Origin of the sequence: Pseudodonghicola xiamenensis DSM 18339 (genome assembly GCF_000429365.1) — a bacterium.
In the GTDB taxonomy this organism is placed as follows: Bacteria; Pseudomonadota; Alphaproteobacteria; order Rhodobacterales; family Rhodobacteraceae; genus Pseudodonghicola; species Pseudodonghicola xiamenensis.
This window is the reverse complement of record NZ_AUBS01000019.1, coordinates 37,571-59,708: the sequence shown is the minus strand read 5'-3', so window position 1 is coordinate 59,708 and position 22,138 is coordinate 37,571. Positions and strand designations below refer to the sequence as shown.

The 22,138-nt window shown below is 63.1% G+C and carries 22 protein-coding genes; 17 read left to right on the top strand and 5 right to left on the bottom strand.

Annotated elements, in window-relative coordinates:
• The first annotated feature begins 79 nt into the window (after positions 1 to 79).
• The 5 genes from G455_RS0115195 to G455_RS0115175 all read left to right on the top strand — a co-directional run bounded on the left by G455_RS0115195 (position 80) and on the right by G455_RS0115175 (position 6,310).
• Entirely contained in the window at positions 80 to 754 is a 675-nt protein-coding gene (locus tag G455_RS0115195) for a tetratricopeptide repeat protein (protein ID WP_028094479.1), read from the top strand.
• Between the two features lie 65 nt (positions 755 to 819).
• Positions 820 to 2,154: a PQQ-binding-like beta-propeller repeat protein gene (locus G455_RS0115190; RefSeq protein ID WP_051312547.1), complete on the top strand. Its 1,335-nt coding sequence runs from the start codon at positions 820 to 822 to the stop codon at positions 2,152 to 2,154.
• A 49-nt stretch (positions 2,155 to 2,203) separates the two neighbouring features.
• Positions 2,204 to 3,667: a ribosome biogenesis GTPase Der gene (gene der / locus G455_RS0115185; RefSeq protein WP_028094477.1), complete on the top strand. Its 1,464-nt coding sequence runs from the start codon at positions 2,204 to 2,206 to the stop codon at positions 3,665 to 3,667.
• 258 nt (positions 3,668 to 3,925) lie between these two features.
• Entirely contained in the window at positions 3,926 to 5,017 is a 1,092-nt protein-coding gene (locus G455_RS0115180) for a carboxynorspermidine decarboxylase (protein ID WP_028094476.1), read from the top strand.
• A 57-nt stretch (positions 5,018 to 5,074) separates the two neighbouring features.
• Entirely contained in the window at positions 5,075 to 6,310 is a 1,236-nt protein-coding gene (locus G455_RS0115175; protein WP_028094475.1) for a saccharopine dehydrogenase family protein, read from the top strand.
• A gap of 163 nt (positions 6,311 to 6,473) precedes the next feature.
• On the opposite strand, the gene G455_RS27115 is transcribed toward G455_RS0115175, so the two are convergent.
• Both G455_RS27115 and G455_RS24275 read right to left on the bottom strand, forming a co-directional pair.
• Positions 6,474 to 7,559 carry a calcium-binding protein gene (locus G455_RS27115; protein ID WP_051312546.1) on the bottom strand — a complete coding sequence of 362 codons (1,086 nt, stop codon included), beginning with the start codon at positions 7,557 to 7,559 and terminating at the stop codon, positions 6,474 to 6,476.
• 160 nt (positions 7,560 to 7,719) lie between these two features.
• Positions 7,720 to 8,778, bottom strand: a complete 1,059-nt coding sequence (locus G455_RS24275; RefSeq protein WP_051312545.1) for a calcium-binding protein — start codon at positions 8,776 to 8,778, stop codon at positions 7,720 to 7,722.
• 305 nt (positions 8,779 to 9,083) lie between these two features.
• On the opposite strand from G455_RS24275, the gene G455_RS0115160 reads away from it, so the two are divergent.
• On the top strand, positions 9,084 to 10,082 hold the full coding sequence (locus tag G455_RS0115160) for a fatty acid desaturase (RefSeq protein ID WP_028094474.1): 999 nt from the start codon (positions 9,084 to 9,086) through the stop codon (positions 10,080 to 10,082).
• A gap of 176 nt (positions 10,083 to 10,258) precedes the next feature.
• The gene (locus G455_RS25670; RefSeq protein WP_028094473.1) at positions 10,259 to 10,888 is read left to right on the top strand and encodes a helix-hairpin-helix domain-containing protein; all 630 of its coding nucleotides are present in this window, start codon (positions 10,259 to 10,261) and stop codon (positions 10,886 to 10,888) included.
• Positions 10,889 to 10,926: 38 nt separating this feature from the next.
• Here G455_RS25670 and serS read toward each other — a convergent pair whose 3' ends face one another.
• Both serS and G455_RS25665 read right to left on the bottom strand, forming a co-directional pair.
• Positions 10,927 to 12,219 (bottom strand): serine--tRNA ligase, encoded by a 1,293-nt coding sequence (gene serS / locus G455_RS0115150; RefSeq protein ID WP_028094472.1) that lies wholly within the window; start codon positions 12,217 to 12,219, stop codon positions 10,927 to 10,929.
• A 283-nt stretch (positions 12,220 to 12,502) separates the two neighbouring features.
• The gene (locus G455_RS25665; RefSeq protein WP_051312544.1) at positions 12,503 to 14,002 is read right to left on the bottom strand and encodes a pentapeptide repeat-containing protein; all 1,500 of its coding nucleotides are present in this window, start codon (positions 14,000 to 14,002) and stop codon (positions 12,503 to 12,505) included.
• A gap of 262 nt (positions 14,003 to 14,264) precedes the next feature.
• On the opposite strand from G455_RS25665, the gene yajC reads away from it, so the two are divergent.
• The 10 genes from yajC to G455_RS0115095 all read left to right on the top strand — a co-directional run bounded on the left by yajC (position 14,265) and on the right by G455_RS0115095 (position 21,229).
• Positions 14,265 to 14,549, top strand: a complete 285-nt coding sequence (gene yajC / locus G455_RS0115140; protein WP_028094471.1) for a preprotein translocase subunit YajC — start codon at positions 14,265 to 14,267, stop codon at positions 14,547 to 14,549.
• A 79-nt stretch (positions 14,550 to 14,628) separates the two neighbouring features.
• Positions 14,629 to 16,290 (top strand): protein translocase subunit SecD, encoded by a 1,662-nt coding sequence (secD, locus tag G455_RS0115135; protein ID WP_028094470.1) that lies wholly within the window; start codon positions 14,629 to 14,631, stop codon positions 16,288 to 16,290.
• A gap of 1 nt (position 16,291) precedes the next feature.
• Positions 16,292 to 17,263, top strand: a complete 972-nt coding sequence (secF, locus tag G455_RS0115130) for a protein translocase subunit SecF (protein WP_028094469.1) — start codon at positions 16,292 to 16,294, stop codon at positions 17,261 to 17,263.
• Positions 17,256 to 18,008: a sulfite exporter TauE/SafE family protein gene (locus G455_RS0115125; RefSeq protein ID WP_028094468.1), complete on the top strand. Its 753-nt coding sequence runs from the start codon at positions 17,256 to 17,258 to the stop codon at positions 18,006 to 18,008. The genes secF and G455_RS0115125 overlap by 8 nt, the downstream gene beginning before the upstream one ends.
• Before the next feature lie 15 nt (positions 18,009 to 18,023).
• Positions 18,024 to 18,377: an Mth938-like domain-containing protein gene (locus G455_RS0115120; protein WP_028094467.1), complete on the top strand. Its 354-nt coding sequence runs from the start codon at positions 18,024 to 18,026 to the stop codon at positions 18,375 to 18,377.
• Positions 18,378 to 18,456: 79 nt separating this feature from the next.
• Entirely contained in the window at positions 18,457 to 19,077 is a 621-nt protein-coding gene (ccmA, locus tag G455_RS0115115) for a heme ABC exporter ATP-binding protein CcmA (RefSeq protein ID WP_028094466.1), read from the top strand.
• Positions 19,074 to 19,730 (top strand): heme exporter protein CcmB, encoded by a 657-nt coding sequence (ccmB, locus tag G455_RS0115110; protein ID WP_028094465.1) that lies wholly within the window; start codon positions 19,074 to 19,076, stop codon positions 19,728 to 19,730. The genes ccmA and ccmB overlap by 4 nt, the downstream gene beginning before the upstream one ends.
• A 47-nt stretch (positions 19,731 to 19,777) precedes the next feature.
• Positions 19,778 to 20,530 carry a heme ABC transporter permease gene (locus tag G455_RS0115105; protein ID WP_028094464.1) on the top strand — a complete coding sequence of 251 codons (753 nt, stop codon included), beginning with the start codon at positions 19,778 to 19,780 and terminating at the stop codon, positions 20,528 to 20,530.
• Positions 20,527 to 20,685, top strand: coding sequence for a heme exporter protein CcmD (gene ccmD, locus G455_RS0115100; protein ID WP_028094463.1), 159 nt, complete (start codon positions 20,527 to 20,529; stop codon positions 20,683 to 20,685). The genes G455_RS0115105 and ccmD overlap by 4 nt, the downstream gene beginning before the upstream one ends.
• Entirely contained in the window at positions 20,678 to 21,229 is a 552-nt protein-coding gene (locus G455_RS0115095) for a DsbE family thiol:disulfide interchange protein (RefSeq protein ID WP_028094462.1), read from the top strand. The genes ccmD and G455_RS0115095 overlap by 8 nt, the downstream gene beginning before the upstream one ends.
• Before the next feature lie 204 nt (positions 21,230 to 21,433).
• Here the strand turns inward: G455_RS0115095 and G455_RS0115090 are convergent, their stop codons facing one another.
• On the bottom strand, positions 21,434 to 22,132 hold the full coding sequence (locus G455_RS0115090) for a helix-turn-helix transcriptional regulator (RefSeq protein ID WP_028094461.1): 699 nt from the start codon (positions 22,130 to 22,132) through the stop codon (positions 21,434 to 21,436).
• Positions 22,133 to 22,138: the final 6 nt, after the last annotated feature.

Below are 22,138 nucleotides of genomic sequence, written 5' to 3'. Positions count from 1 at the left end.
TATCCGGGGCATCGAAGTGAACCGCAGAGGCCTGCGGCACCGTCAACAGGAGGCCGCCGGAACGCGGGCGGGGCAAGGCATGAGCGACGCCGACAGTTTCATTGATGAGGTCACCGAAGAGGTTCGCCGCGATCGGCTTTTCGCATTGATCCGGCGATATGGCTGGATTGCCGTTGTGGTGATCCTGGCTGTGGTGGGCGGCGCGGCCTATAACGAATATCGCAAGGCGCAGGAGACGACCGCCGCCCGGGCGCTGGGGGATGCGATGCTGGCGGCGCTGGATCAGAATGCGCCGGCCGGTCGGGCCGCCGCCCTGTCGAAGATTGATGCGGCCAGCCCTGGGGGCGAGGCCGTCTTGGGCTTTCTTGCCGCTGCTGCGCAGGCAGAGGATGGCGACACTGCCGCTGCCGTGGCCGATCTGGAAGAGGTCGCCCGCAATGGCGATCTGCCCGAGATTTACCGCCAGATCGCCAGCTTCAAGGCGCTGACGCTGCAGGCCGATACCCTGCCCGCCGATCAGCGGCGTCAGGGGTTCGAGGCGCTGGCGCAGCCGGGCAGCGGGTTACGGTTGCTGGCGGAAGAACAACTGGCACTGATCGACCTTGCCGAGGGGAAACGCGACGCGGCGATCGACAGGCTGCAGGGGATCCTGCAGGATGCTGAAATCAATGCCACCTTGCAGCAGCGTGTTTATCAGGTCATCGTGGCGCTGGGTGGGACGCCCGCGGCGGTAAGCGGCGAACAACAGGGCTGAAACCGGGGCCCATGGCACGCGCGCCCCGGACGATATGACGACGGACTAACGACAGGCAGTTTTCAATGAGCAGAGCGTTTTCTCTTCCGCGTATCGGTCTGGCCTTGCTTGGCAGTACGGCACTGGTCTTGTCCGCCTGCACCGAGCCGGAGGTAATTCTGCCGGGGGATCGTGAGGCGATCTTGCCGGCCAGCGAGGCCCAGATCGCAGCGGCGGCGCGGGGCAATGAAATTCGTCCGATCAGCCTGCCCGGCCAGAAGGACAACAGCGCCTGGACGCAGGGGCAGGGCAGCCCGACCTATCGTGTCGGCAACGCCGCGCTGGCGGCGGCGCCACAGCTTGCCTGGACCGCCCCGATCGGTGAGGGCAATAGCCTGCGCCAGCGGATCACAGCAGCCCCCGTGGTCGCCAACGGAATGATCTATACGCTCGATTCCTCTGCCACGGTCACCGCCGTGACCCAGACCGGCACCGTGGCCTGGAGCGTCGATCTGATTCCCGCCTCCGACAAGGACGGTCAGGCGACCGGCGGCGGGCTCGCCTATCACGACGGCTCTATCTACGTCTCTTCCGGCTATGGCCGGCTGACCGCGTTGAATGCGACTACCGGAGACCTGCGCTGGCAGCAGAAGCTTGACGCCACCGGCTCGGGGCAGCCGACGGTCTATGACGGGCTGGTCTATCTGGTGGCCGGTGACGATACCGGCTGGGCAGTGAAGGCCTCGGACGGGCGGATCGCCTGGCAGATCTCGGCGACCCCCAGTGTGGCCAATGTTCTGGGCGCACCGGCCCCGGCGGTGAACCAGGAGCTGGCGATTTTCGCCTTCGGGTCGGGTGACCTGATGGCCTCTTTCCGCAAGGGCGGGCTGCGGCGCTGGTTCGCCTCTGTCGCGGGGCAGCGCAAGGGGCGCGCCCGGTCGATGATCATGGATGTGACCGGCAGCCCGGTGATTGATGGCAGCCGGGTCTATGCTGGCAATCAGTCCGGCCGCACCGTGGCCTATGATCTGGAAAGCGGTGAACGCATCTGGACCACCGATGAAGGCGCGCTCGGGCCGGTGGTCCCGGCTGGGGGCAGCCTGTTCCTGATCAGCGACGAAAATCGACTGACCCGTCTGGACGCCCGGGACGGCAGTACGATCTGGACCGCGCAGTTGAACAATGATCTGCGCGACACCTCGCGCAAGCGTGGCCCGTCTTATGCCAACTATGGGCCGATCCTGGCCGGTGGGCGGATCGTGGTCGCCTCGACCGACGGGCATGTGAATTTCTTCGATCCCCGGGATGGGAGCTGGCTGTCGGCATTGTCGGTGCCGGAAGGCGCGGCCTCGGCTCCGGTTGTCGCTGGGCGCACGCTTTACGTGGTCAGCACCAAGGGAACACTCTACGCTTTCCGTTGACGCGGGGATGCGTTAAAGGGCGCATTCAGGTTTTCGAAAGTCCGTTCGCATGAGTTTCACCCTCGCCATCGTGGGCCGGCCGAATGTCGGCAAGTCCACATTGTTCAACCGTCTGGTCGGCAAGCGGCTGGCGCTGGTCGACGATCAGCCCGGCGTGACCCGAGATCTGCGCGAGGGCGAGGCGCGGCTGGGCGATCTGCGCTTTACCGTGATCGACACCGCCGGGCTTGAGGATGCCACTGATGACAGCCTGCAGGGCCGTATGCGGCGGCTGACCGAACGCGCGGTGGATATGGCCGATGTCTGTCTGTTCATGATCGACGCCCGCGTGGGCGTGACGCCGACGGATGAGATTTTCGCCGATATCCTGCGCAAACGCTCTGCCCATGTGCTGCTGGCGGCCAACAAGGCCGAGGGTGCTGCTGCCGATGCCGGCGTGATCGAGGCCTATGGCCTGGGGCTTGGCGAACCGATTCGGCTGTCGGCCGAACATGGCGAGGGGCTGAATGATCTGTATTCGCAGCTGATGCCCATCGCCGACGATTTCGCCGAACGCGCCGCCCAGGATGCGCCCGAGACCGAAGTGGAGATTGACGAGGATGTCGATTTCGACGAGGACGGTGAAGAGATCGCCGCCACTCCGGTGCCGACTGCGGCCAAGCCGCTGCAAGTGGCTGTGGTGGGGCGCCCGAATGCCGGAAAGTCGACGCTGATCAACAAGATCCTCGGCGAGGACCGGCTGCTGACCGGGCCGGAGGCCGGGATCACCCGCGACGCGATTTCCCTGCGCATCGACTGGGACGGCACGCCGATGCGGATCTTCGATACCGCCGGCATGCGCAAAAAGGCCAAGGTGCAGGAAAAGCTGGAAAAGCTTTCTGTCTCGGACGGGCTGCGCGCGGTGAAATTCGCCGAGGTCGTGGTGGTGTTGCTGGATGCGGCCATCCCCTTTGAACAACAGGATCTGCGCATCGCCGACCTGGCGGAGCGCGAGGGGCGCGCGGTGGTTGTCGCCGTCAACAAATGGGACGTCGAGGAGCACAAGCAGGAAAAGCTGCGCGAGTTGAAAGAGGCGTTCGACCGGTTGTTGCCGCAGTTGCGCGGTGCGCCGCTGGTCACGGTTTCTGCCAAGACGGGCAGGGGGCTCGATCGGCTGCACGGTGCAATCCTGCGTGCCTATGACGTGTGGAACCGCCGGATTTCCACCGCGAAGCTGAACCGCTGGCTGATTGGCATGCTGGAACAGCACCCGCCGCCCGCGCCGCAGGGCAAGCGGATCAAGCTGCGCTACATGACCCAGGCCAAGACGCGGCCGCCGGGATTCGTGGTGATGTGTAGCCATCCCGACAAGATGCCTGACAGCTATACCCGTTACCTGGTGAACGGCTTGCGGCAGGATTTCGATATGCCCGGCACGCCGATCCGGCTGACCCTGCGCAGCCAGAATGACAAGAACCCCTACAAGGGGCGGAAGAAATCAGGGCCCTCGGCGCTGAGGAAGCACCTGAAATAGGGGGAGGGGCCAAGGCGTCCCTTCCTCAATCGCCTCTCTCCATGAGGAGCCCCTTCGCCCGACCCTGCCGCCTGACCCTGCGCTTGTCGGGGCGGGAGGGCCAGGAAGGGGCCACGCCACAGGCCAAATCCTCCTGTGCCATGGCTGTCCAGCCACATCTCTCCCAAATTCCCGAAATTCCGGGGTTGTTTTGTGGCGCGAACCTGTTAAGTCCCCGCTCTCGGTTATGGGTCCCTATTGGTCGGAGGCGCACCCCTGATGCAAACCCCCTATTATCTGATCGACAAGGCTCGGCTATTGCCGAACATGGAAAAGATCGCCTGGCTGCGGGAGCATTCCGGCGCCAAGGCCCTTCTTGCGCTGAAATGCTTCGCCACCTGGTCGGTCTTCGACCTGATGAGCGAATACATGGACGGTACCACGTCTTCCTCGCTCTATGAGGTCAAGCTGGGGCGGGAGAAATTTCCCGGAGAAACCCATGCCTATTCGGTGGCCTGGGCCGATCACGAGATCGACGAAGTGCTGGAGAATTCCGACAAGGTCATCTTTAATACGGTGGGCCAACTGACCCGCTTTGAAGAGGTCAGCCGGGGGCATATCCGCGGCCTGCGGGTCAACCCGGGGGTCTCGACCTCGGGCTTCGATCTGGCCGATCCGGCGCGGCCGTTCAGCCGTTTGGGCGAACATGATCCCAAGGATATCGAACCGGTGCTGGATCAGATCACCGGGTTCATGTTCCACAACAATTGCGAGAACGCGGATTTCGACCGCTTCGACGCCATGCTGGGGTCGATCGAACAGCGCTTTGGCCATCTGATCCGTCGGATGGACTGGATCAGCCTTGGCGGCGGCATCCATTTCACCGGCGAAGGCTATCCGTTAGACAAGCTTTCCGACCGGCTGAAACGTTTCGCCGACCAGAACCAGGTGCAGGTCTATCTGGAGCCGGGCGAGGCGGCGATCACCAAGTCGACCACGCTGGAAGTCACGGTTCTGGATACGCTCTATAACGGCAAGAACCTGGCCATCGTCGACAGTTCGATCGAGGCGCATATGCTCGATTTGCTGATCTACCGCGAAAGTGCCAAGATGGACGAGAGCGGTGATCAGGACTGGATGGTCTGTGGCAAATCCTGCCTGGCCGGCGATATCTTCGGTGAATTCCGTTTTCCCGAGGCGCTGAAGGCCGGCGATCGGTTGAGCATTCAGGATGCCGCCGGTTACACGATGGTCAAGAAAAACTGGTTCAATGGCGTCAAGATGCCGGCCATTGCGATCCGGGAGCTTGATGGCAGCACCCGCCTGGTGCGCGATTTCACCTATGAGGATTTCACGGCCGCTTTGTCGTGAAACCTTGAAACTGAGGCTTTACCCCGAACTACAGGAACACGAAGGAGGTCCCTTGAGTTGAAACGAGACGTTCTCATCATCGGCGCTGGCGGCGTCGCTCAGGTCGTGGCGCATAAATGCGCGCAGAATAACGATGTGCTTGGCGATATCCATATCGCCAGCCGGACGCTTTCCAAATGTGAGGCGATCCTTGAGTCGGTCCGCGAAAAGGGCGCGATGAAACAAGAGGGCGTCTTGGCGGCCCATCAGGTGAACGCGATGGACACCAAGGCGGTGGCCGATCTGATCCGGGACACCGGGGCGCAGATCGTGATCAACGTCGGCTCTGCCTTCGTGAACATGTATGTGCTCGACGCCTGTATCGAAACCGGCGCGGCCTATATCGACACCGCCATTCACGAAGATCCGGCCAAGATCTGCGAAACCCCGCCGTGGTATGCCAACTACGAATGGAAGAAACGCGATCTCTGCGCCGAGAAGGGCGTCACCGCCATCCTCGGCGCCGGCTTCGATCCCGGTGTGGTCAATGCCTTCGCCCGCTTTGCCATCGACCAGATGGATGAGGTCAAGTCGATCGACATCGTCGATATCAATGCCGGGTCTCATGGCAAGTATTTCGCCACGAACTTCGATCCGGAGATCAACTTCCGCGAATTCACCGGCACCGTCTACTACTGGGAAGACCAGCAGTGGAAGGAAAAGAAGATGTTCGAGAGCGGTCGCGATTGGGAGCTGCCCGTCGTCGGCACCCAGCGCGCCTATCAGTCGGGCCATGATGAGGTGCACAGCCTTGCCACCAACTATCCCCAGGCCGATGTGCGGTTCTGGATGGGCTTTGGCGATCACTACATCAATGTCTTTACCGTTTTGCAGAACCTTGGGCTTCTGAGCGAACAACCGGTGAAAACCGCCGAGGGGCTCGAGGTCGTGCCGCTGAAGGTGGTCAAGGCCGTGTTGCCCGACCCGGCAAGCCTGGCGCCGAATTACACCGGCAAGACCTGCATCGGCGATCTGGTCAAGGGCGTGAAGGACGGCGAAGAGATCGAGCTGTTCGTCTATAACGTCGCCGATCACAAGGAAGCTTATGAGGAAGTGGGCTCGCAGGGCATTTCCTACACCGCCGGGGTGCCGCCGGTCGCGGCTGCCATGCTGGTGGCCAGTGGTGACTGGGACGCCAAGACCATGAAGAACGTCGAGGAACTGGACCCGAAACCCTTCTTCACCATTCTGGACCAAATCGGCCTGCCGACCCGGGTGAAGGATGCGCGCGGGGATCATCCCTGGAACGCGTAAGGCAGGGTTTTCCTGTCTGGAGAAAAGGAAAGGCGGGCCATTTAGGCCCGCCTTTTTCATACTGCGAATTGTGGGGCGCACAATCGGGCCTTTCGTTTATCCCTGTCGCGCCCCGAACCATTCGCCTGTTTCCGACACCGGAATATCCTGGGCGGACAGGGGATCAGAAATCGAAATTTCCCGCATCTTTCAGGTCGGCGACCTTCACGTCTTCCACCAGAATGGTGACATCGGCAAAGCTGATCAGCACATCGGCGCCCTTGCGGGCGAAATCGAGGTCCGACAGCTCCGTGGCGCCGCGGCCGATCACGATGGTATCCCGGCCGACTTCGAAATCGGTGATCCGGTCGTGGCCATCGCCGCGGGCGAACAGAAAGCTGTCGCGGCCGGCGCCGCCGGTCAGCACATCATTGCCCTTGCCGCCGACCAGCCGGTCGTTGCCGCCGCCGCCGCGCAGGATGTCGTTGCCGGTGCCTCCCTTCAGCAGATCCTTGCCGGTGCCGCCGTTCAGCATGTCGCTGCCGGCGCCGCCATAGAGCTTGTCGTTGCCGGCATTCCCGAACAGGCGATCGCCAAGCTTGCCGCCGCTCAGCCGGTCCTCCCCGCCGCCACCGAACAGGATATCGGTCAGCGCATCGTCGTAGGTGTCGCCCTTGAGCACGTCATTGCCCCATCCACCGGTCTGGACCGCAACGGTTTTATTCGAAAATTCAAGACGTTCGATATTGCGAAGCTGGTCGCGCCCCATGTCGCCGTCGATCACCACCGCGCTGCCGTTAAAGCCGATGCTGCCCGGCGCATAGGGGGCTCTTAGGACAAAGGTGTCGACGCCGCTGCCACCATCGACGGTGTCGTCTCCAATGCCCAGGGTGATCCGGTCATCGCCGGCGCCGGTGGCATAGGTGGACCCCTCCGACCAGTCGGAGAAGATCACATCATCACCACCGAAGATCATCCGCTCGATTTCGGCCTCAGAGGCATAGGCGAGCTTGTTCAGGTCGAGCCCGAGATCAGTGATCGACGCCAGGGAGGAGCCGCTGTAGCTGATATGAATGCTGTCGAGCCGTCCGCCGGTGATCCCGTAGGAATCATAGGTAAAATAGCCGCGTGCCAGGAAATAAATACCGTCCACGTACCCCGAAATGGCTGATGAGGAAATCGAAGGGGAGGAGACGGCATCGTAATCAATGCTCAGAAAGTCATCATAGCTCCAACCGTTCAAGGATGAAGAAATCGTCAAAGTCGTCATGACGGGATCGGCCTTTATTACCAGAGAGTGAAAGTCGCCTGCCGAAACGGATTTTCAGAACCCATTAGATCATCCGACAGGTTCTGAAATCAATTCATGAGAAAAGCGGGGGATCAAGTCCCAAAGCTTGGCGTTGGCGCGTTATGCCGCGACGGAGACGTCAAAAATCGAAATTTCCCGCCGTCCGCAGATCGGCCAGGGTGATATCCTCGACCGTGATCGTCACGTCGGCGAAACTGATCTGCACATCGGACCCGTCCTGGACAAAATCCAGATCTGCAAGGCCGGAGACCCCGTCGGCGATGGCAATCGTGTCGATCCCGAGCTGGAAGTCGGTGATCCGATCATGACCGTCGCCAGGGGTGAAGACGAAGGTATCGCGGCCAGCGCCGCCGGTCAGGATATCGTCGCCACCGCCGCCGATCAGCCTGTCGCGACCGCCGCCTCCGCGCAGGATATCGGCCCCGTCGCCACCGTCCAGATGATCGGCCCGGGCGCCGCCGATGAGCCGGTCGTCGCCATCGCCGCCAAACAGCCGGTCGTTGCCCCTGCGGCCTGCCAGCCGGTCGTCGCCAGCGCCACCGAACAGGATATCCCAGGGGCTGGAGGCATCGCTGTCGCCGCGCAGAATATCCCGCCCCGCACCGCCGACCTGTACCGAAATGCTGCGGTCGGTGAATTCGATCCGCTCTATGCCGGTGAGCCGGTCGTGCCCCAAGGCGCTGTCGATCACCACCGCCCCGTCAATGAGGCTGATCGTATCCGGTTCGTAATCGAGGCCCAGAACGAATGTATCGAGACCGGCGCCACCATCGACGATGTCGTCGCCCGCGCCCAGGCTGATCCGATCGTCGCCACCGCCGGTGGCGTAGCTGCCGCTGCCGTTCCAGCTCGACGTCAGGATATCGGCGCGGTTGAAAACATTTTGCTCCAACCAGCTCGGAGAGCTGGAGGCCAGATCATCGACATCCAGCGACAGCCCCGAGATCACTGCCAGGCTGTCACCTCCGACGGAAAAGCTCAGGTTCCGGATGGTCCCCCCGGCGAGCTCTCCACCGTCGATGGTGAAGGACCCCGTCGCGGCGACGAAGGCCCCGTCGAAATATCCGGCGAGCGTCGAAGACGTGGCCTTGAGGATGCTGGCGCTGTCGAAGTCGATTGACCAGAAGTCATCGAAGCTCCAGCCGTGAAGGTTGGAATAGAGGGTGATATTTGCCATCGGGATGCTCCTCCAATATGCGGGTTGCTGATCTCCCTCAGGCTGATCTTGACGGGTTAACATATATCTTAAGGTTGTTTTTTAGATTTTCAGATTAAAGATGTTCTTTATTCGTTCCCTTAAGGTATCCGAAGGATTTGTCCGTGGAGATTGTCGCATGGGAGGCGAATGGCACCGGCGGAGGGGCAGAGCTGGGGCGCGACATTGCGTTCTTTTCGCTTCCGTCGGCAAAGATGGGGTGTTCGCCGCAACTGAATCAACTCGTTTGCAAGAGAAACCGGGAGCACTGCAGAAACGGGACGATCATGGATCTTCCCGCCTACACCCGCCAATACGCTCAGCAGGATAACCGTCTTGCGGCGCTTAGCTATTTCGGAACCTTCGCTGTTTATTTCTCATCGCTCTATGTGATGATCGCCTATGCGGGCTGGTGGTATATCATGCTGCCTGCGGGGCTGGTGCATTCGCTTTGCGCGGTGCGCCTGTATGTGTTGCAGCACGACTGCGGCGATCATTCTCTGTTCGAGACGCGGCGCCAGAATGAATTGGCCGGAGAGTTCCTGTCACCCTTCACCTTTTCTCCGTTCACGGTGATGATGCGCAACCACAACGAGCATCACGCCGGTGTCGGCAATCTGGAGCATCGCGAAACCGGGGAAATCTACACGATGACCCTGCGGGAGTGGAAGGCGGCCGGTGTTGGGGAGCGGTTGTTCTACCGGCTCTACCGCAACCCCTTCATCCTGATTCCCCTTGGTTCGATCTATACCTACTTCATCCGCTACCGCTGGCCGCGCAACACGGTGAAATACGGGGTGCGCAGCGTGCTGTTGCACAATGTGGCGGTGGTTCTTCTTTGGCTGGCATTGATCTGGGCCCTGTCGGGCTGGACCGGGCTGGGCATCTACCTGACCTTCTCGGTGATCGGCGGGATGATGGGGGTTTTCCTCGTTTACCGGCAACACAACTTCGAAGACACCTATTGGGATCGTCGTCCCGATCTCGACCCGAGGCTGGCGGCTTTGCGGGGATCCTCGGCACTGAATTTCGGCTGGGTCTTCGATCTGGTGGTGGGGTGCATCAACCTGCACGATATCCATCATTTCAATTCGCGGCTTCCGTCTTATCGGCTGCGGGCCTGCCATTACGGCCTGCCGGAGGAGTTCGCGCTGAGGCGGATCAAGTTCCCCGAAGCGGTGGCGGCGCTGAACCTGAAGCTCTGGGATGAGGAGGGCAAGCGGCCGGTGCCCTTCCCAAAACGGGGCGAGGAAACGGTGCGCGGTCGGGCTCAGGCGGCTGAGTAAGCCGGACTGCGACAGAACGGGACGATGGTGCCGCTCCTCAGGGGGCGGCATTTTTGTATATTTTTTGTATATACATTCGGGGCGCTGCTGCGTTAATCTTCGTCCAGGCCGGCAGTGTCGGTATGGATGACGAAGGCGGGCGGGGCATGTCCCGCCGCACCCCGGAAGGAGGACCTATGTTCAAACTGACCGATATTCGCGGGATTGGTCCGGCGCTGGTGAAAGCACTGGACGCGCAGGGAGTGAGGAGCGTCATCGATCTGGCGAAAGCTGAGCCGGCCAAGCTGCTGGCGGTGCCGCGGATCGGCGTCGTCCGCGCCGCTGCCATGATCGCGGCTGCGCAGGAGCTGATCGCCTCGGGCGAGCAAAGCGACGCCAAGGACGTGGCCGGAGCCGCCACTGGGGAGGTCGCGGGGACGGGCGCAGCCAAATCCGCACCAAAGCCGCGTGGCACCCGGGCCCGCGCCGGTGCCGTCAAGCGAACGCCACGGTCCGGACCGCGCAAGGCGACCAAACTGACCGAGAGTGCCATGCCGGCGACCTCGGCCCCGGCGATGCCGGCGGCCCCATTGCAGCCTTCTGCCCCTGTTGCTGCCGAGGAACCCGGCGCGCTGAAAAAGGCCAAGGCGCGGGCCAAGGCGGCCAAGGCGCTGAAAAAGGCCGAAGCGCTCACCAAGACCTTCGAGGCGGCGGAAAAGAAGGCCAAGAAGAAGGCCAAGAAAGCGAAGAAAAAGGAAAAAGCAGCCAAGGCTGCCAAGGCCATGAAAAAGGCCAAGAAGGTCAAGGCCAAGAAGGGAGAAGATTGAGATCGCGCGCCGGACGGTTTCCCGACCGGCGCCGTTGATCAGACCAGTTCGCCCGCGACGGTCAGCGTCAGCTTGCCGCCCAGATAGGGGGCCAGAGCCTCGGGCAGGGTGACCGAGCCGTCTTCTTGCTGACCATTCTCCAGCACCGCGATCAGGCAGCGCCCGACGGCCAGACCAGAGCCGTTCAGCGTATGGACGAATTCGGGCTTGCCGCCGGCCTCGGGGCGGAACCGCGCGTTCATCCGCCGCGCTTGGAAATCGCCGCAGGTGGAGACACTGGAAATCTCGCGATAGGTATCCTGACCGGGCAGCCAGGCCTCGATATCGAAGGTGCGGCGCGCGCCGAAGCCCATGTCGCCGGTGCACAGCACGATGGTGCGATAGGGGATGCCCAGCTTTTCCAGAATCCCCTCGGCGCAGCGCAGCATGCGTTGCTGTTCGGCGTCGCTTTCGTCGGGCTTGGTGATCGACACCATCTCGACCTTCTCGAACTGGTGCTGGCGCAGCATGCCGGAGGTGTCCTTGCCGGCCGAGCCTGCCTCGGACCGGAAGCACAGCGTGTGCGAGGTCATCCGCCGGGGCAGGGCGGCCTCATCGAGGATTTCGCCGGCGACGGTATTGGTCAGCGTCACTTCCGAGGTCGGGATCAGCCACAGCCCTTCCCGCATCAGATAGCTGTCCTCGCCGAACTTGGGCAATTGGCCGGTGCCATACATCGCCTCTTCACGGACTAGGACCGGAGTGTTCATCTCGGTCAGGCCGTTTTCGTCGACATGGGTGTTCAGCATGAACTGCGCCAAGGCCCGGTGGATACGCGCCACCGCCCCCTTGAGTACGACGAAACGCGCGCCCGACAGTTTCGCGGCGGTCTCGAAATCCATGCCGGGGATCACGCCGGCCAGTTCGTAATGTTCCTTCGGCTTGAAAGCGAAGGTCTTCGGCGTGCCCCAGCGATGGAGTTCGATATTGTCGGCCTCGTCTTCGCCATCGGGGATGTCATCATAGGGCAGGTTGGGGATGCCGGCCAGCATCTCGGTCAACTGGATGTCCAGATCCTTGGCTTCGGCCTGCATGGCGGCGACTTCGGATTTCTTGTCCGCCACCTCGGCGCGCAACCGTTCGAATTCGGCCTCGTCGCCCTTGGCCTTGGCGGCGCCGATGGCCTTGGCGGCCTTGTTCTGATCCGCCTGCGCGGTCTCGGCCGCCAGGATCTTGGCGCGCCGCGCCTCGTCCAGCGTGAGGAGTTGCGACGAGAGGGCCGAAACTCCCCGGCGTGCAAGCGCGGCGTCGAAGGCCTGCGGGTTCTCGCGGATGGCACGGATGTCATGCATGGGATGATCCTCGGGGTTGAGTCGGTTTGGCCGGGGTTATGCCGCAAACCGCGGGCCGGGGAAACATGCTGCGCGCAGCGAGGGAATTCGGGGGAACGGCAGGAGGCAACGCACAAAGGGACGCGCCTGACTCTGGGGGGCGCCGCAGCGCGTGATCGGCGCATAACGCCGCCACCCCGCCGAACATCGCTTCGGCGCACAAGGCAAACAATGCGCCCTCCCGTGGGGAGGGTCGGGCGCGGCCCGGCCTACGTCCGGGCTGACGTTTGAATGGGCGAGGTCATCACGTCGATGGATCGTCAAGGTCGAAGCCGATGGAGGCCTGGAAGGCACGCCAGGCGGTGTGGAAGGCACTGTCGTTCAATCTTTCTTTCGAGAAATGCAGCGGCCAGTTCGGGTGATCCGGGGTGACGCCGCCAGGCAGGATGACGGAGGCGTCGCCGAAGATTTCGCTAATATGCGGGGTAATTTGAGGTGTATTGGTAAAATCGATAGAAGTGACGGCCGCACCCCTGAAATTTGTGTTGGCTAGATTGGTTGCCCCGTTGAACTCTGCTCCCTTGAGGCAGGCCCCTTGCAACTGCGCGTTCATGAGGATTGCTCCCTGTAACATTGCCCCGCTGAGAACTCCCCCCTGCAACTGAGTCTTGAAGAGCACTGCTCTCTCCAGCCGCATGCCGTTGAGCTCGGCATCGTGTAGGTGCGCTTCGCTTAGGTTTGCGCCTTGTAACTGCGTCCCTCTGAACTCTGCCTTTTTTAACTTCGCGCGATTTAGGAACGCTTCTTGTAAATGTGCCTGAGTGAGGTTTGCCTCCTGTAAGTGTGCTAAGAACAGGTTTGCTCCCTGCATTTTTGCCTCATAGAAGTCAGCCTTCTGAAACTGTGCCATGATTAGGTTTGCGCCCTGTAAGTGCGCCTCGCTGAGGTCTGCTCCATTGAAATTGAGCAGACGGAAATCGAAACCCTGTAGATTGGCACGCCGCAGATCGATGACGACGCTCTTCTGCTCAACTCCATTTATTTCTCTGAGACGTCCCAGCGCGCGCACTGCATTTTCCATATCGGAACGTTTGACGGTCAGTGATTCTGCCCAGAGTTTCATTTTTTCGGTCGAAGGTTTCGCTTTAGGCATTTCTTCTGCAGGCACTTCGCGCGACATCTCCCGCACATAGATGCTTAGCAAGCGCGACACGCGTGGTGCTTCCTCGGGTCGCTCCCGCACCAGCCCCTCCAGCCGGTGGATGGCGGCGTTACGGCGGACGATATCTGCTTCCCAGATGTTTTGCTTCGCTTCCCCATCCCACCGTTGCCGCATTGCGTGCAGATCGTCGCTGGCTGCCTTGATCTTCTCGTTGAAAAGCCCCTCCTGCGCCGTCCGGGTCTGCTCACCGGTCATCCGCACCTTGATCAGCGTGAAGGGCAGCGCCACTACCGCCCCCAATGTCGCCGTCAGCCCGGCGATGCGGGCGATGGAGAAGCCCCAGACCTTCGCGGTATCTTCCGGGATACCCATCCAGATCAGATCCCAGATCAGCCAGATCAGTCCCACCGTGAGGGTCAGGAACAGCGCACCCCAGAACGCCAAGGCGATCAGGAACAGGCCGGAGTTCAGGCTGGCGAGGCCCAGCCGATCCTTCAATCGCTCCAATGGGGCGACATGGCCGGAGCCGGTGGGGATCATCGCCCCGAAGATCACCAGCGTCAGCAGGGCAAGCCCGCCGATCCCGGCGATGGCCCAGAAGACTTCGGGCGGGATCGGCAGGGTGGTGGTCTGATCGCTCATGTCGCGCTCCGGTTGTGGATCGGCTCACCATGCCGCGCCGGGCGGGGAGGGCCAAGCGTTTCCTGCGGGGGACCCGGAACGGCAACAAGACGGCTGCCGCGATGCCCCTCATTTCACCCGGACCGTCCAGCTTCACGGAAATGTCGCCGGAACAGGCTTTGGTGCGCCCATTCGTTGCCTTGCATTGGACCCCGTCCCGACATAGGTTCCCGGCAATTCGCGGGGGCTGGCCCCGCCTGTCTCCGTTTAGAAGGAACACCACATGCAAGGTGGCGCAATCGCCCAGTTTCTCCCGCTCATCCTGATCTTCGCGATCATGTATCTGCTGCTGATCCGTCCTCAGCAGAAGAAGGTCAAACAACATCAGGCCATGGTCGAGGCGCTGCGCCGCGGTGATCAGGTGGTGACCCAGGGCGGGCTGATCGGCAAGGTCTCTAAGGTCAAGGAAGATGGCGAGATCGAGGTCGAGATCGCCGAGAACGTCAAGGTGCGGGTGGTCAAATCCACCATCGCTCAGGTGCTGAGCAAGACAGAACCGGCGAGCTGATCGCACCTGCTCCTTTGGCTGGGGGCCGGTCGGGCCCCAGCCTTAACCTGCTTTCCGAACCCACTTAAAAGGCCGGGTAATGCTGCAATTCGAACTCTGGAAACGGGTGCTGATCTGGGCCGTCTGCGCGGCCGGCATCATCCTCTCCCTGCCCAACGCCTTCTACACCCGGGTCGAGCAGGCCAATGACGCCCGCGCCGCGATCGAGAAGACCGGCGCCACCCCGGCGCTCGAGGCGCAGGCGGCGCGCTGGCCATCCTATCTGCCCTCCGATCTGGTCAACCTCGGGCTCGACCTGAGGGGCGGGGCGCATCTGCTGGCCGAGGTCCGCGTCGCCGATGTCTACAAGTCGCGGATGGAGGCGCTCTGGCCGGAAATCCGCGATGCGCTGCGTGGCGAACGGGCCACCGTCGGCACCATCCGGCTGCAACCCTCGCCGGATGACGAACTGCGGATCCGCATCAGTCAGCCCGACGGCATGGCCAAGGCGCTTGAGGTCGTGCGCGGCCTGTCCCGCCCGATCCAGACGCTGTCAGGCGCCGGCTCCAGCGATATCGTTGTGTCGGGGCAGGGCGGTGAGATCACCGTCAAGCTGTCGGATGCCGAAAAGCTGGCCACCGACGACCGCACCGTGCGCCAGTCGCTGGAGATCATCCGCCGCCGCATCGACGAGGTCGGCACCCGCGAGCCCACCATCCAGCGCCAAGGCTCCGACCGCATCCTGATCCAGGTGCCGGGCATCGGCAGTGCGGCAGAGCTCAAGGCGGTGATCGGCACCACGGCGCAGCTCACCTTCAACCCGGTGGTCAGCCGCGGCACCAATCCCGACGCCTCGGCCGGGGTCGGCAACAAGCTGGTGCCGGCGCAGAACGAACCGGGCGTCTATTACACCATCGAAGCCGCCCCTGTCGTCACCGGCGAGGAGCTGGTGGATGCTCAGCCGAGCTTCGATCAGAATGGCCGTCCCGCGGTCAGTTTCCGTTTCAACACCTCGGGCGCGCGCAAGTTCGGCGATTACACCCGCGACAATATCGGCAGCCCCTTCGCCATCGTGCTGGATGACGAGGTGATCAGTGCGCCGGTGATTCAGGCGCATATCGCCGGCGGTTCCGGCATCATCACCGGTAATTTCACCGTCGAGGAAAGCACCAATCTGGCGGTGCTGCTGCGTGCCGGCGCCCTGCCGGCGGGGCTGGATTTCCTTGAAGAACGCACCATCGGCCCTGAACTCGGCCAGGACAGCATCGACGCCGGCAAGCTGGCGACGGGTGTGGCCTTTGCCGCGGTGCTGGTCTTCATGACACTGGCCTACGGGCTGTTCGGCATCTTCGCCAATATCGCGCTGATCCTGAACGTCACCCTGCTGTTCGGTCTTCTGTCGATGGTGGGCGCCACCCTGACGCTGCCCGGTATCGCCGGTATCGTGCTGACGGTCGGCATGGCGGTCGACGCCAACGTGCTGATCTTCGAACGCATCCGAGAAGAGCTGAAGACGGCCAAGGGCCCGGCGCGCGCCATCGAGCTGGGCTATGAAAAGGCGCTGAGTGCTATTCTCGACGCCAATATCACCACTTTCATCACCGCCGTGATCCTGTTTGCCATCGGCTCTGGCCCGGTGCGTGGCTTTGCCATCACGCTGGGGCTGGGGCTGATCACCTCGGTCTTCACGGCGATCTATGTCACCCGGCTGCTGATCTCGACTTGGTACGATCGCCGCCGCCCGAAAACGATCGAGGTGTAAGATGAGACTGCGACTGGTTCCCGACCATACCTCTTTCGATTTCTTCAAGCACTGGAAGCTGTGGCTGGGCTTTTCCGCCACGCTGATGGTGGTGGCTTTGGTCTCTTTCCTGATGCAGGGGCTGAACTACGGGATCGACTTCCGGGGCGGCACCACCATCCGCACCGAAAGCACCCAACCGGTGGATGTGGGCACCTATCGTGACGCGCTCACTCCGCTGGGGCTGGGCGATGTGCTGATCTCCGAGGTGTTCGATCCGAATTTCCGCGCCGATCAGCATGTGGCAATGATCCGCATTCAGGCCCAGGACGATCAGGAGGCGGTCTCGACCGAGATGGTCGACAAGGTCGAAGCCGCGCTGAAGGGTGTGGCGCCGGACATCAAGTTCGTGTCGGTCGAATCCGTTGGCCCCAAGGTCTCGGGCGAACTGATCCAGACCGCGGTTCTGGCCGTTGCCTTGGCGATCGGGGCGGTTCTGATCTATATCTGGCTCCGGTTCGAATGGCAGTTCGCTCTGGGCGCGGTGATCGCGCTGGTTCACGATGTGCTGCTGACCATCGGCATCTTCTCGGAGCTGCAGATCAAGTTCGACCTGTCGATCATCGCGGCTTTGCTGACCATCGTCGGCTATTCGCTGAACGATACCGTGGTGGTGTTCGACCGGGTGCGGGAGAACCTGCGCAAGTACAAGCAGAAGCCTTTGGCCGAGGTGTTGAACCTGTCGATCAACGAAACGCTGAGCCGGACGCTGATGACCTCGCTCACGACGCTGTTGGCGCTGATCTCGCTGCTGGTGCTGGGCGGCGACGTGATCCGCGGCTTCGTCTTCGCGATGACCTGGGGCGTGATCGTCGGCACCTATTCGTCGATCTTTGTGGCGTCGGCGATCCTGCTGTTCCTGGGCGTCAAACGCGACTGGTCCAAACCCGACCCCAAGCAGAGCGGCAATCAATTCGCCAATATTGATGCCTGACGCTCTGGCCCAGGCCCTGGCGACGCCGGGGTTGGGCTGGCTGGCTCTGGCGGCTTTTCTGGCCGGCACCGTGCGCGGGTTTTCGGGCTTTGGCACTGCATTGGTGTTCATGCCGGTGGCGGCGCTGGTACTGCCGCCGGTCTGGGCTATCGTCACCGTGGCGTTGATGGACGCGTTCGGGCCTGTGCCGAACCTGCCCGGGGCGCTGCGGATCGCCGACCGGCGCGATCTTCTCCGGATGCTGGCGGCCACGCTTCTGGGGCTGCCGCTGGGCCTTTGGGTGCTGCAGGCGGTGGCGCCCGAGGTGTTTCGCTATGGCGTGTCTTTGCTGGCGCTGGGGATGCTGTTCTGCCTGATCGCTGGGCTACGTTATCACGGGCGGCTGGGGCCGGGCCTGATCTTCGGCACTGGCGGCATGGCCGGCTTTCTTGGCGGCGCGGCCGGGCTGCCTGGGCCGCCGGTGATCCTGCTGTACATGGCGAGCCCGCATCCGGCGCCGGTTGTGCGCGCCTCGACCCTGTCTTATCTGTTTCTCTACGATACCCTGCTGCTTGTCTTTCTGATCTGGCAGGGATTGCTGGGGGGCGTGCCGGTCTGGCTGGGGCTGATGCTGGCGCTGCCCAATCTCGCGGGCAACGTGGTGGGCGGACGGATGTTCCGCCCCGGCCTTGAAAAGGCCTATCGCGGCGCCGCCTATACGATCATCGCCGGATCTGCCCTGACCGGGCTGCCGATCTGGGGCTAATTCTGGGGAACCGACATGCGTGTCACTGAAGTTGTCTATAACGACTCGAGCCCGATCGAAGGCTATGGGCCGGGGTTCTTCCGCATCGGCGGCAAGGTGTTCCAGGGGGCGGTCCTGACCGGCCCGAGAGGCACCGCAGCCTGGGACGGGTTCGAGGATGCCGGGCCGCTGCTGGCGCTGGCGACCGAGGTCGACGTGATCTTTATCGGCACCGGGGCCGAGATCGGCCATATTCCCACTGCTCTGCGCAGCGCGCTGGAAGAGGCCGGGTTGGGGGTTGAGGTCATGGCCTCGCCGGCGGCCTGCCGCACCTACAACGTGCTGTTGTCCGAAGGCCGCCGCGTCGCCATGGCGCTGCTGCCGGTCTGATCCTGCCGATTGCATCTTGCGGCGTCGTCCGTCGCAAAGCGTCTTTTTCGGTAGAGAGCAATCGGGTAAGCGGGGGCTTATGGATTTGCGTGTCTCCGATCTGACCGTGGCCCGGGGCGGGCTGCCGGTGCTCTCTGGCCTCAGCTTCGTGCTGGAGCCGGGAGGGGCGCTGATCCTGCGCGGCCCGAACGGGATCGGCAAGACCACTTTGCTGCGCACCATTGCCGGGTTGCAGCCGCCGGTTGCGGGCCGGATCGAGGGGGCGGAGGATCGCGTCGCCTATGCCGCCCATGCCGACGGGCTGAAACCGACACTGAGCGTTTCGGAGAACCTGACCTTCTGGGCCCGCGTCTTCGGGGCCGGCGATATCGGCTCCGCGCTCGATGCTTTCGAGCTGGGGGCCTTGGCGCATCGCGCTGCCGGCAGCCTTTCGGCCGGGCAGAAACGCCGGCTGGGGCTGGCGCGGCTGCTGGTCACCGGGCGGTCGGTCTGGGTACTGGACGAACCCACGGTCTCGCTCGACACCCACGCCGTGGGTCTCTTCGCCGAAGCGGTCCGCGCACATCTGGCCTGGGGCGGTCTCGCATTGATCGCCACCCATATCGACCTGGGCCTGTCCGAGGCCGGGGTGCTGGAACTCGCCCCTTTCAAGACGGTGCTCGCCCCCGTCAGTGACGACTTCGACGAGGCCTTCCTGTGATTGCGCTGTTGCTCAGGGATTTGCGGCTGGCGGTGCGGGCCGGCGGTGGCTTTGGCCTGGGGCTGGCGTTCTTCCTGATCGTTACCGTGCTGGTGCCCTTCGGTGTCGGCCCCGAAACCGCGCTGCTGTCCTCCATCGCGCCGGGGGTTCTCTGGCTCGGGGCGCTGCTGGCCTGCCTGCTTTCGCTCGACCGCATCTTCGCGCTGGATTGGGAGGATGGCACGCTCGATCTGCTGGCCACGGCGCCGCTGCCGCTGGAGGCGGTGGTGAGCGTCAAGGCGCTGGCGCATTGGCTCACCACCGGTCTGCCGCTGGTGCTGGTGGCGCCGCTTCTCGGCGTGCTGCTGAACCTGGCGCCGCAGGGGTATCTGTGGCTGCTGGTCTCGCTGGCGCTCGGTACTCCGGCGCTGTCGGTGCTGGGCACCTTCGGCGCGGCGCTGACCGTGGGGCTGAAACGCGGCGGGCTGTTGTTATCGTTGCTGGTGCTGCCGCTCTACGTGCCCAGCCTGATCTTCGGGGCAGAGGTCGCCCGCCGCGGAGCCTTGGGGATGGAGCTGACAACGCCGCTTTTGTTGCTGGCGGGCATCAGCGCCGGGGTTATCGCGCTCTTGCCCTTCGCCAGCGCCGCGGTGCTACGTGTCAATCTGCGCTGAATGTGTTGTGAGTTGAGCCGGACCGGAGGAGGGGCTAGAGAAGCATCATGGCGGCGAGCGAGAAATTGAACAGCCTGTGGTCCTATGCCAACCCCAGAAAGTTTCTGGCGGTGACCGAGCGGATGCTGCCCGGTCTCTGGGCCCTGTCGGGCGCCTGCCTGATCGTCGGGCTGATCTGGGGGTTCTTCCTCACCCCCGATGATTACCGCCAGGGCTCTACCGTCAAGATCATCTATCTGCACGTGCCTTCGGCGCTGATGGCTATCAACGGGTGGCTGATGATGCTGGTGATGTCGCTGATCTGGCTGATCCGGCGCCATCACGTCAGCGCGCTGGCGGCCCGTGCGGCGGCTCCGATCGGCGCCACCATGACGGTGATCGCCTTGGTCACCGGCGCCATCTGGGGCCAGCCGATGTGGGGCACCTGGTGGGCCTGGGATCCGCGGCTGACCTCTTTCCTGATCCTGTTCCTGTTCTACCTGGGCTATATGGCACTGTGGTCGGCGATCGAGGAGCCGGACACCGCGGCCGATCTGACCTCGGTCCTCTGCCTCGTCGGCTCGGTCTTCGCGCTGCTCAGCCGCTATGCGGTGAACTTCTGGAACCAGGGGTTGCATCAGGGGGCGTCGCTCAGCCTCGACAAGAAAGAGAATGTGGCGGATGTCTTCTATATCCCGCTGCTGGTCTGTATCGCGGGGTTCGTCCTGCTGTTCATCGCGCTGGTCTTCTATCGCACGGGAACCGAGATCCGTGCCCGCCGAATCCGAGCGCTGGAAGCACGCGAAAGGGCGGGGGCATGATGCCTGATCTGGGAAAATACGCCGATACGGTATTGTCGGCCTATGGCGCCTCGATCCTGCTGCTGATCGGACTGGTGGCGATCAGCCTCTGGCGGGGCCGCAGGGTCCGGGCTGAGATGGACGCGCTTGAGAAAAGGATGCGCCGCGATGGCTAAGGTTTCCCCGATCATGTTGATCCCGCCGGTGATCTTCGCGGGTTTCGTGGTATTGGCTGCTGTCGGCATGTTTCGCGACGATCCCGAGGCGCTGCCATCGGCCCGGATCGGGCAGAGCGCGCCGCCGGTGCTGCTGAGCGAATTTCCCAGCCACGACGGTTTTGACGACGCCCGCCTGAGGGCGCCGGGGGTGAAGCTGGTCAACTTCTGGGCCAGTTGGTGCGCACCTTGCCGGGTGGAGCATCCGAATCTTACCGCGCTGGCCGCCGAAGGGATCGAGGTGCTGGGGGTGAATTACAAGGACGAGACCTCGAACGCGGTCAAGTTCCTCAGCGAGTTGGGCGATCCCTATGCCGCGCTGGGCCGTGACCCCGAGGGTAAGATGGCATTGGATTGGGGGGTCTATGGCGTGCCCGAGACCTATCTGATTGATGGCGAGGGCACCGTCCTGATGCGCTTTGCCGGCCCGATCACCCAGCGGGTGATCGCCGAGAAGTTGCGCCCGTTGCTGAAGAAGGCGGAGAAATCGGCCGCGGCCGAGTGATCGGAGCCGGAGACCATCGGTGAGGGGGCGGCGCCAAGCCGCGGCCTGCTGCGTCTCAGGGGATTGCGGGACGTAATTCGGCCTGGTGTTCTTCCGTCACCGGTTCGTCTGGCGACGGGCAGGGACAGGGGGCTGTCTGCCCCCTCTTGCGCCTTCGGCCCAATTCACCCCCGACCGTATTTGTGCCGAGAAGAAGCAGGGCCGTCAGCCATCCGGTTGGCGGCCCGCCCGCAGCCGGTCCACGAAATCGCGCAGCAGTGCCACCCGGCGGGGGCGGAAGCTTTCACCGCAGCGTCTGGCGGTGAGGATCGAGGTCACCTTGAATTGGCGGAAATCCTGGCGCAGGCAGCACCAGCCCAGCAGCATCACCACATGGTCGAGATAGGCCAGCGCCAGTGGATAGATGCGCCGCTGTGTTTCGGCGCCGTGATTGTCGCGATAAGTGATTTCCAGAACCTCCTCGGCCCAGCTCGCCTCGCGCAGCAGGGTCATGTCGACCGCCGGCATTGGCGGTTGCGCGAAGCGGTGCACCAGGGTGATTGCCTGAACCGTCTGCCGTTGCTGGCGTTCGTTCAGCGTGGCGGTGATCTTGACCAGCGCGTCGCTGGCGGCGCCGGCAAGGGCCGTATCACCGCGCGCCTCGACCTCGGACAGACCGAGCACCAGCGCCTCGAGCTCGAGCTGGGTGAAGGTCTGCGGCGGCAGGGCGGGGTCTTCGGTCATCGTATAGCCGAGGCCCGCCGCGCCTTCGATCCGGGCGCCGGCGGCGCGCAGCGCCTCGACATCTCGGTAGAGGGTGCGTTCAGAGACCTCCATCGCCGCGGCCAGACGCGCCGCGGTGACCGGCGGGCTGAGGCCCCGGATCAGATGCAGCAGACGAAACAGGCGGTCGGATTTTGCCATGGGATC

Bases quoted from the DNA above. Each gene is read 5' to 3' on its own strand.
- G455_RS0115195 (WP_028094479.1), top strand. From the start codon at position 80: ATGAGCGACGCCGACAGTTTCATTGATGAGGTCACCGAAGAGGTTCGC.
- G455_RS0115190 (WP_051312547.1), top strand. From the start codon at position 820: ATGAGCAGAGCGTTTTCTCTTCCGCGTATCGGTCTGGCCTTGCTTGGC.
- der (WP_028094477.1), top strand. From the start codon at position 2,204: ATGAGTTTCACCCTCGCCATCGTGGGCCGGCCGAATGTCGGCAAGTCC.
- G455_RS0115180 (WP_028094476.1), top strand. From the start codon at position 3,926: ATGCAAACCCCCTATTATCTGATCGACAAGGCTCGGCTATTGCCGAAC.
- G455_RS27115 (WP_051312546.1), bottom strand. From the start codon at position 7,559: ATGACGACTTTGACGATTTCTTCATCCTTGAACGGTTGGAGCTATGAT.
- G455_RS24275 (WP_051312545.1), bottom strand. From the start codon at position 8,778: ATGGCAAATATCACCCTCTATTCCAACCTTCACGGCTGGAGCTTCGAT.
- G455_RS0115160 (WP_028094474.1), top strand. From the start codon at position 9,084: ATGGATCTTCCCGCCTACACCCGCCAATACGCTCAGCAGGATAACCGT.
- G455_RS25670 (WP_028094473.1), top strand. From the start codon at position 10,259: ATGTTCAAACTGACCGATATTCGCGGGATTGGTCCGGCGCTGGTGAAA.
- serS (WP_028094472.1), bottom strand. From the start codon at position 12,219: ATGCATGACATCCGTGCCATCCGCGAGAACCCGCAGGCCTTCGACGCC.
- G455_RS25665 (WP_051312544.1), bottom strand. From the start codon at position 14,002: ATGAGCGATCAGACCACCACCCTGCCGATCCCGCCCGAAGTCTTCTGG.
- yajC (WP_028094471.1), top strand. From the start codon at position 14,265: ATGCAAGGTGGCGCAATCGCCCAGTTTCTCCCGCTCATCCTGATCTTC.
- secD (WP_028094470.1), top strand. From the start codon at position 14,629: ATGCTGCAATTCGAACTCTGGAAACGGGTGCTGATCTGGGCCGTCTGC.
- secF (WP_028094469.1), top strand. From the start codon at position 16,292: ATGAGACTGCGACTGGTTCCCGACCATACCTCTTTCGATTTCTTCAAG.
- G455_RS0115125 (WP_028094468.1), top strand. From the start codon at position 17,256: ATGCCTGACGCTCTGGCCCAGGCCCTGGCGACGCCGGGGTTGGGCTGG.
- G455_RS0115120 (WP_028094467.1), top strand. From the start codon at position 18,024: ATGCGTGTCACTGAAGTTGTCTATAACGACTCGAGCCCGATCGAAGGC.
- ccmA (WP_028094466.1), top strand. From the start codon at position 18,457: ATGGATTTGCGTGTCTCCGATCTGACCGTGGCCCGGGGCGGGCTGCCG.
- G455_RS0115105 (WP_028094464.1), top strand. From the start codon at position 19,778: ATGGCGGCGAGCGAGAAATTGAACAGCCTGTGGTCCTATGCCAACCCC.
- ccmD (WP_028094463.1), top strand. From the start codon at position 20,527: ATGATGCCTGATCTGGGAAAATACGCCGATACGGTATTGTCGGCCTAT.
- G455_RS0115095 (WP_028094462.1), top strand. From the start codon at position 20,678: ATGGCTAAGGTTTCCCCGATCATGTTGATCCCGCCGGTGATCTTCGCG.
- G455_RS0115090 (WP_028094461.1), bottom strand. From the start codon at position 22,132: ATGGCAAAATCCGACCGCCTGTTTCGTCTGCTGCATCTGATCCGGGGC.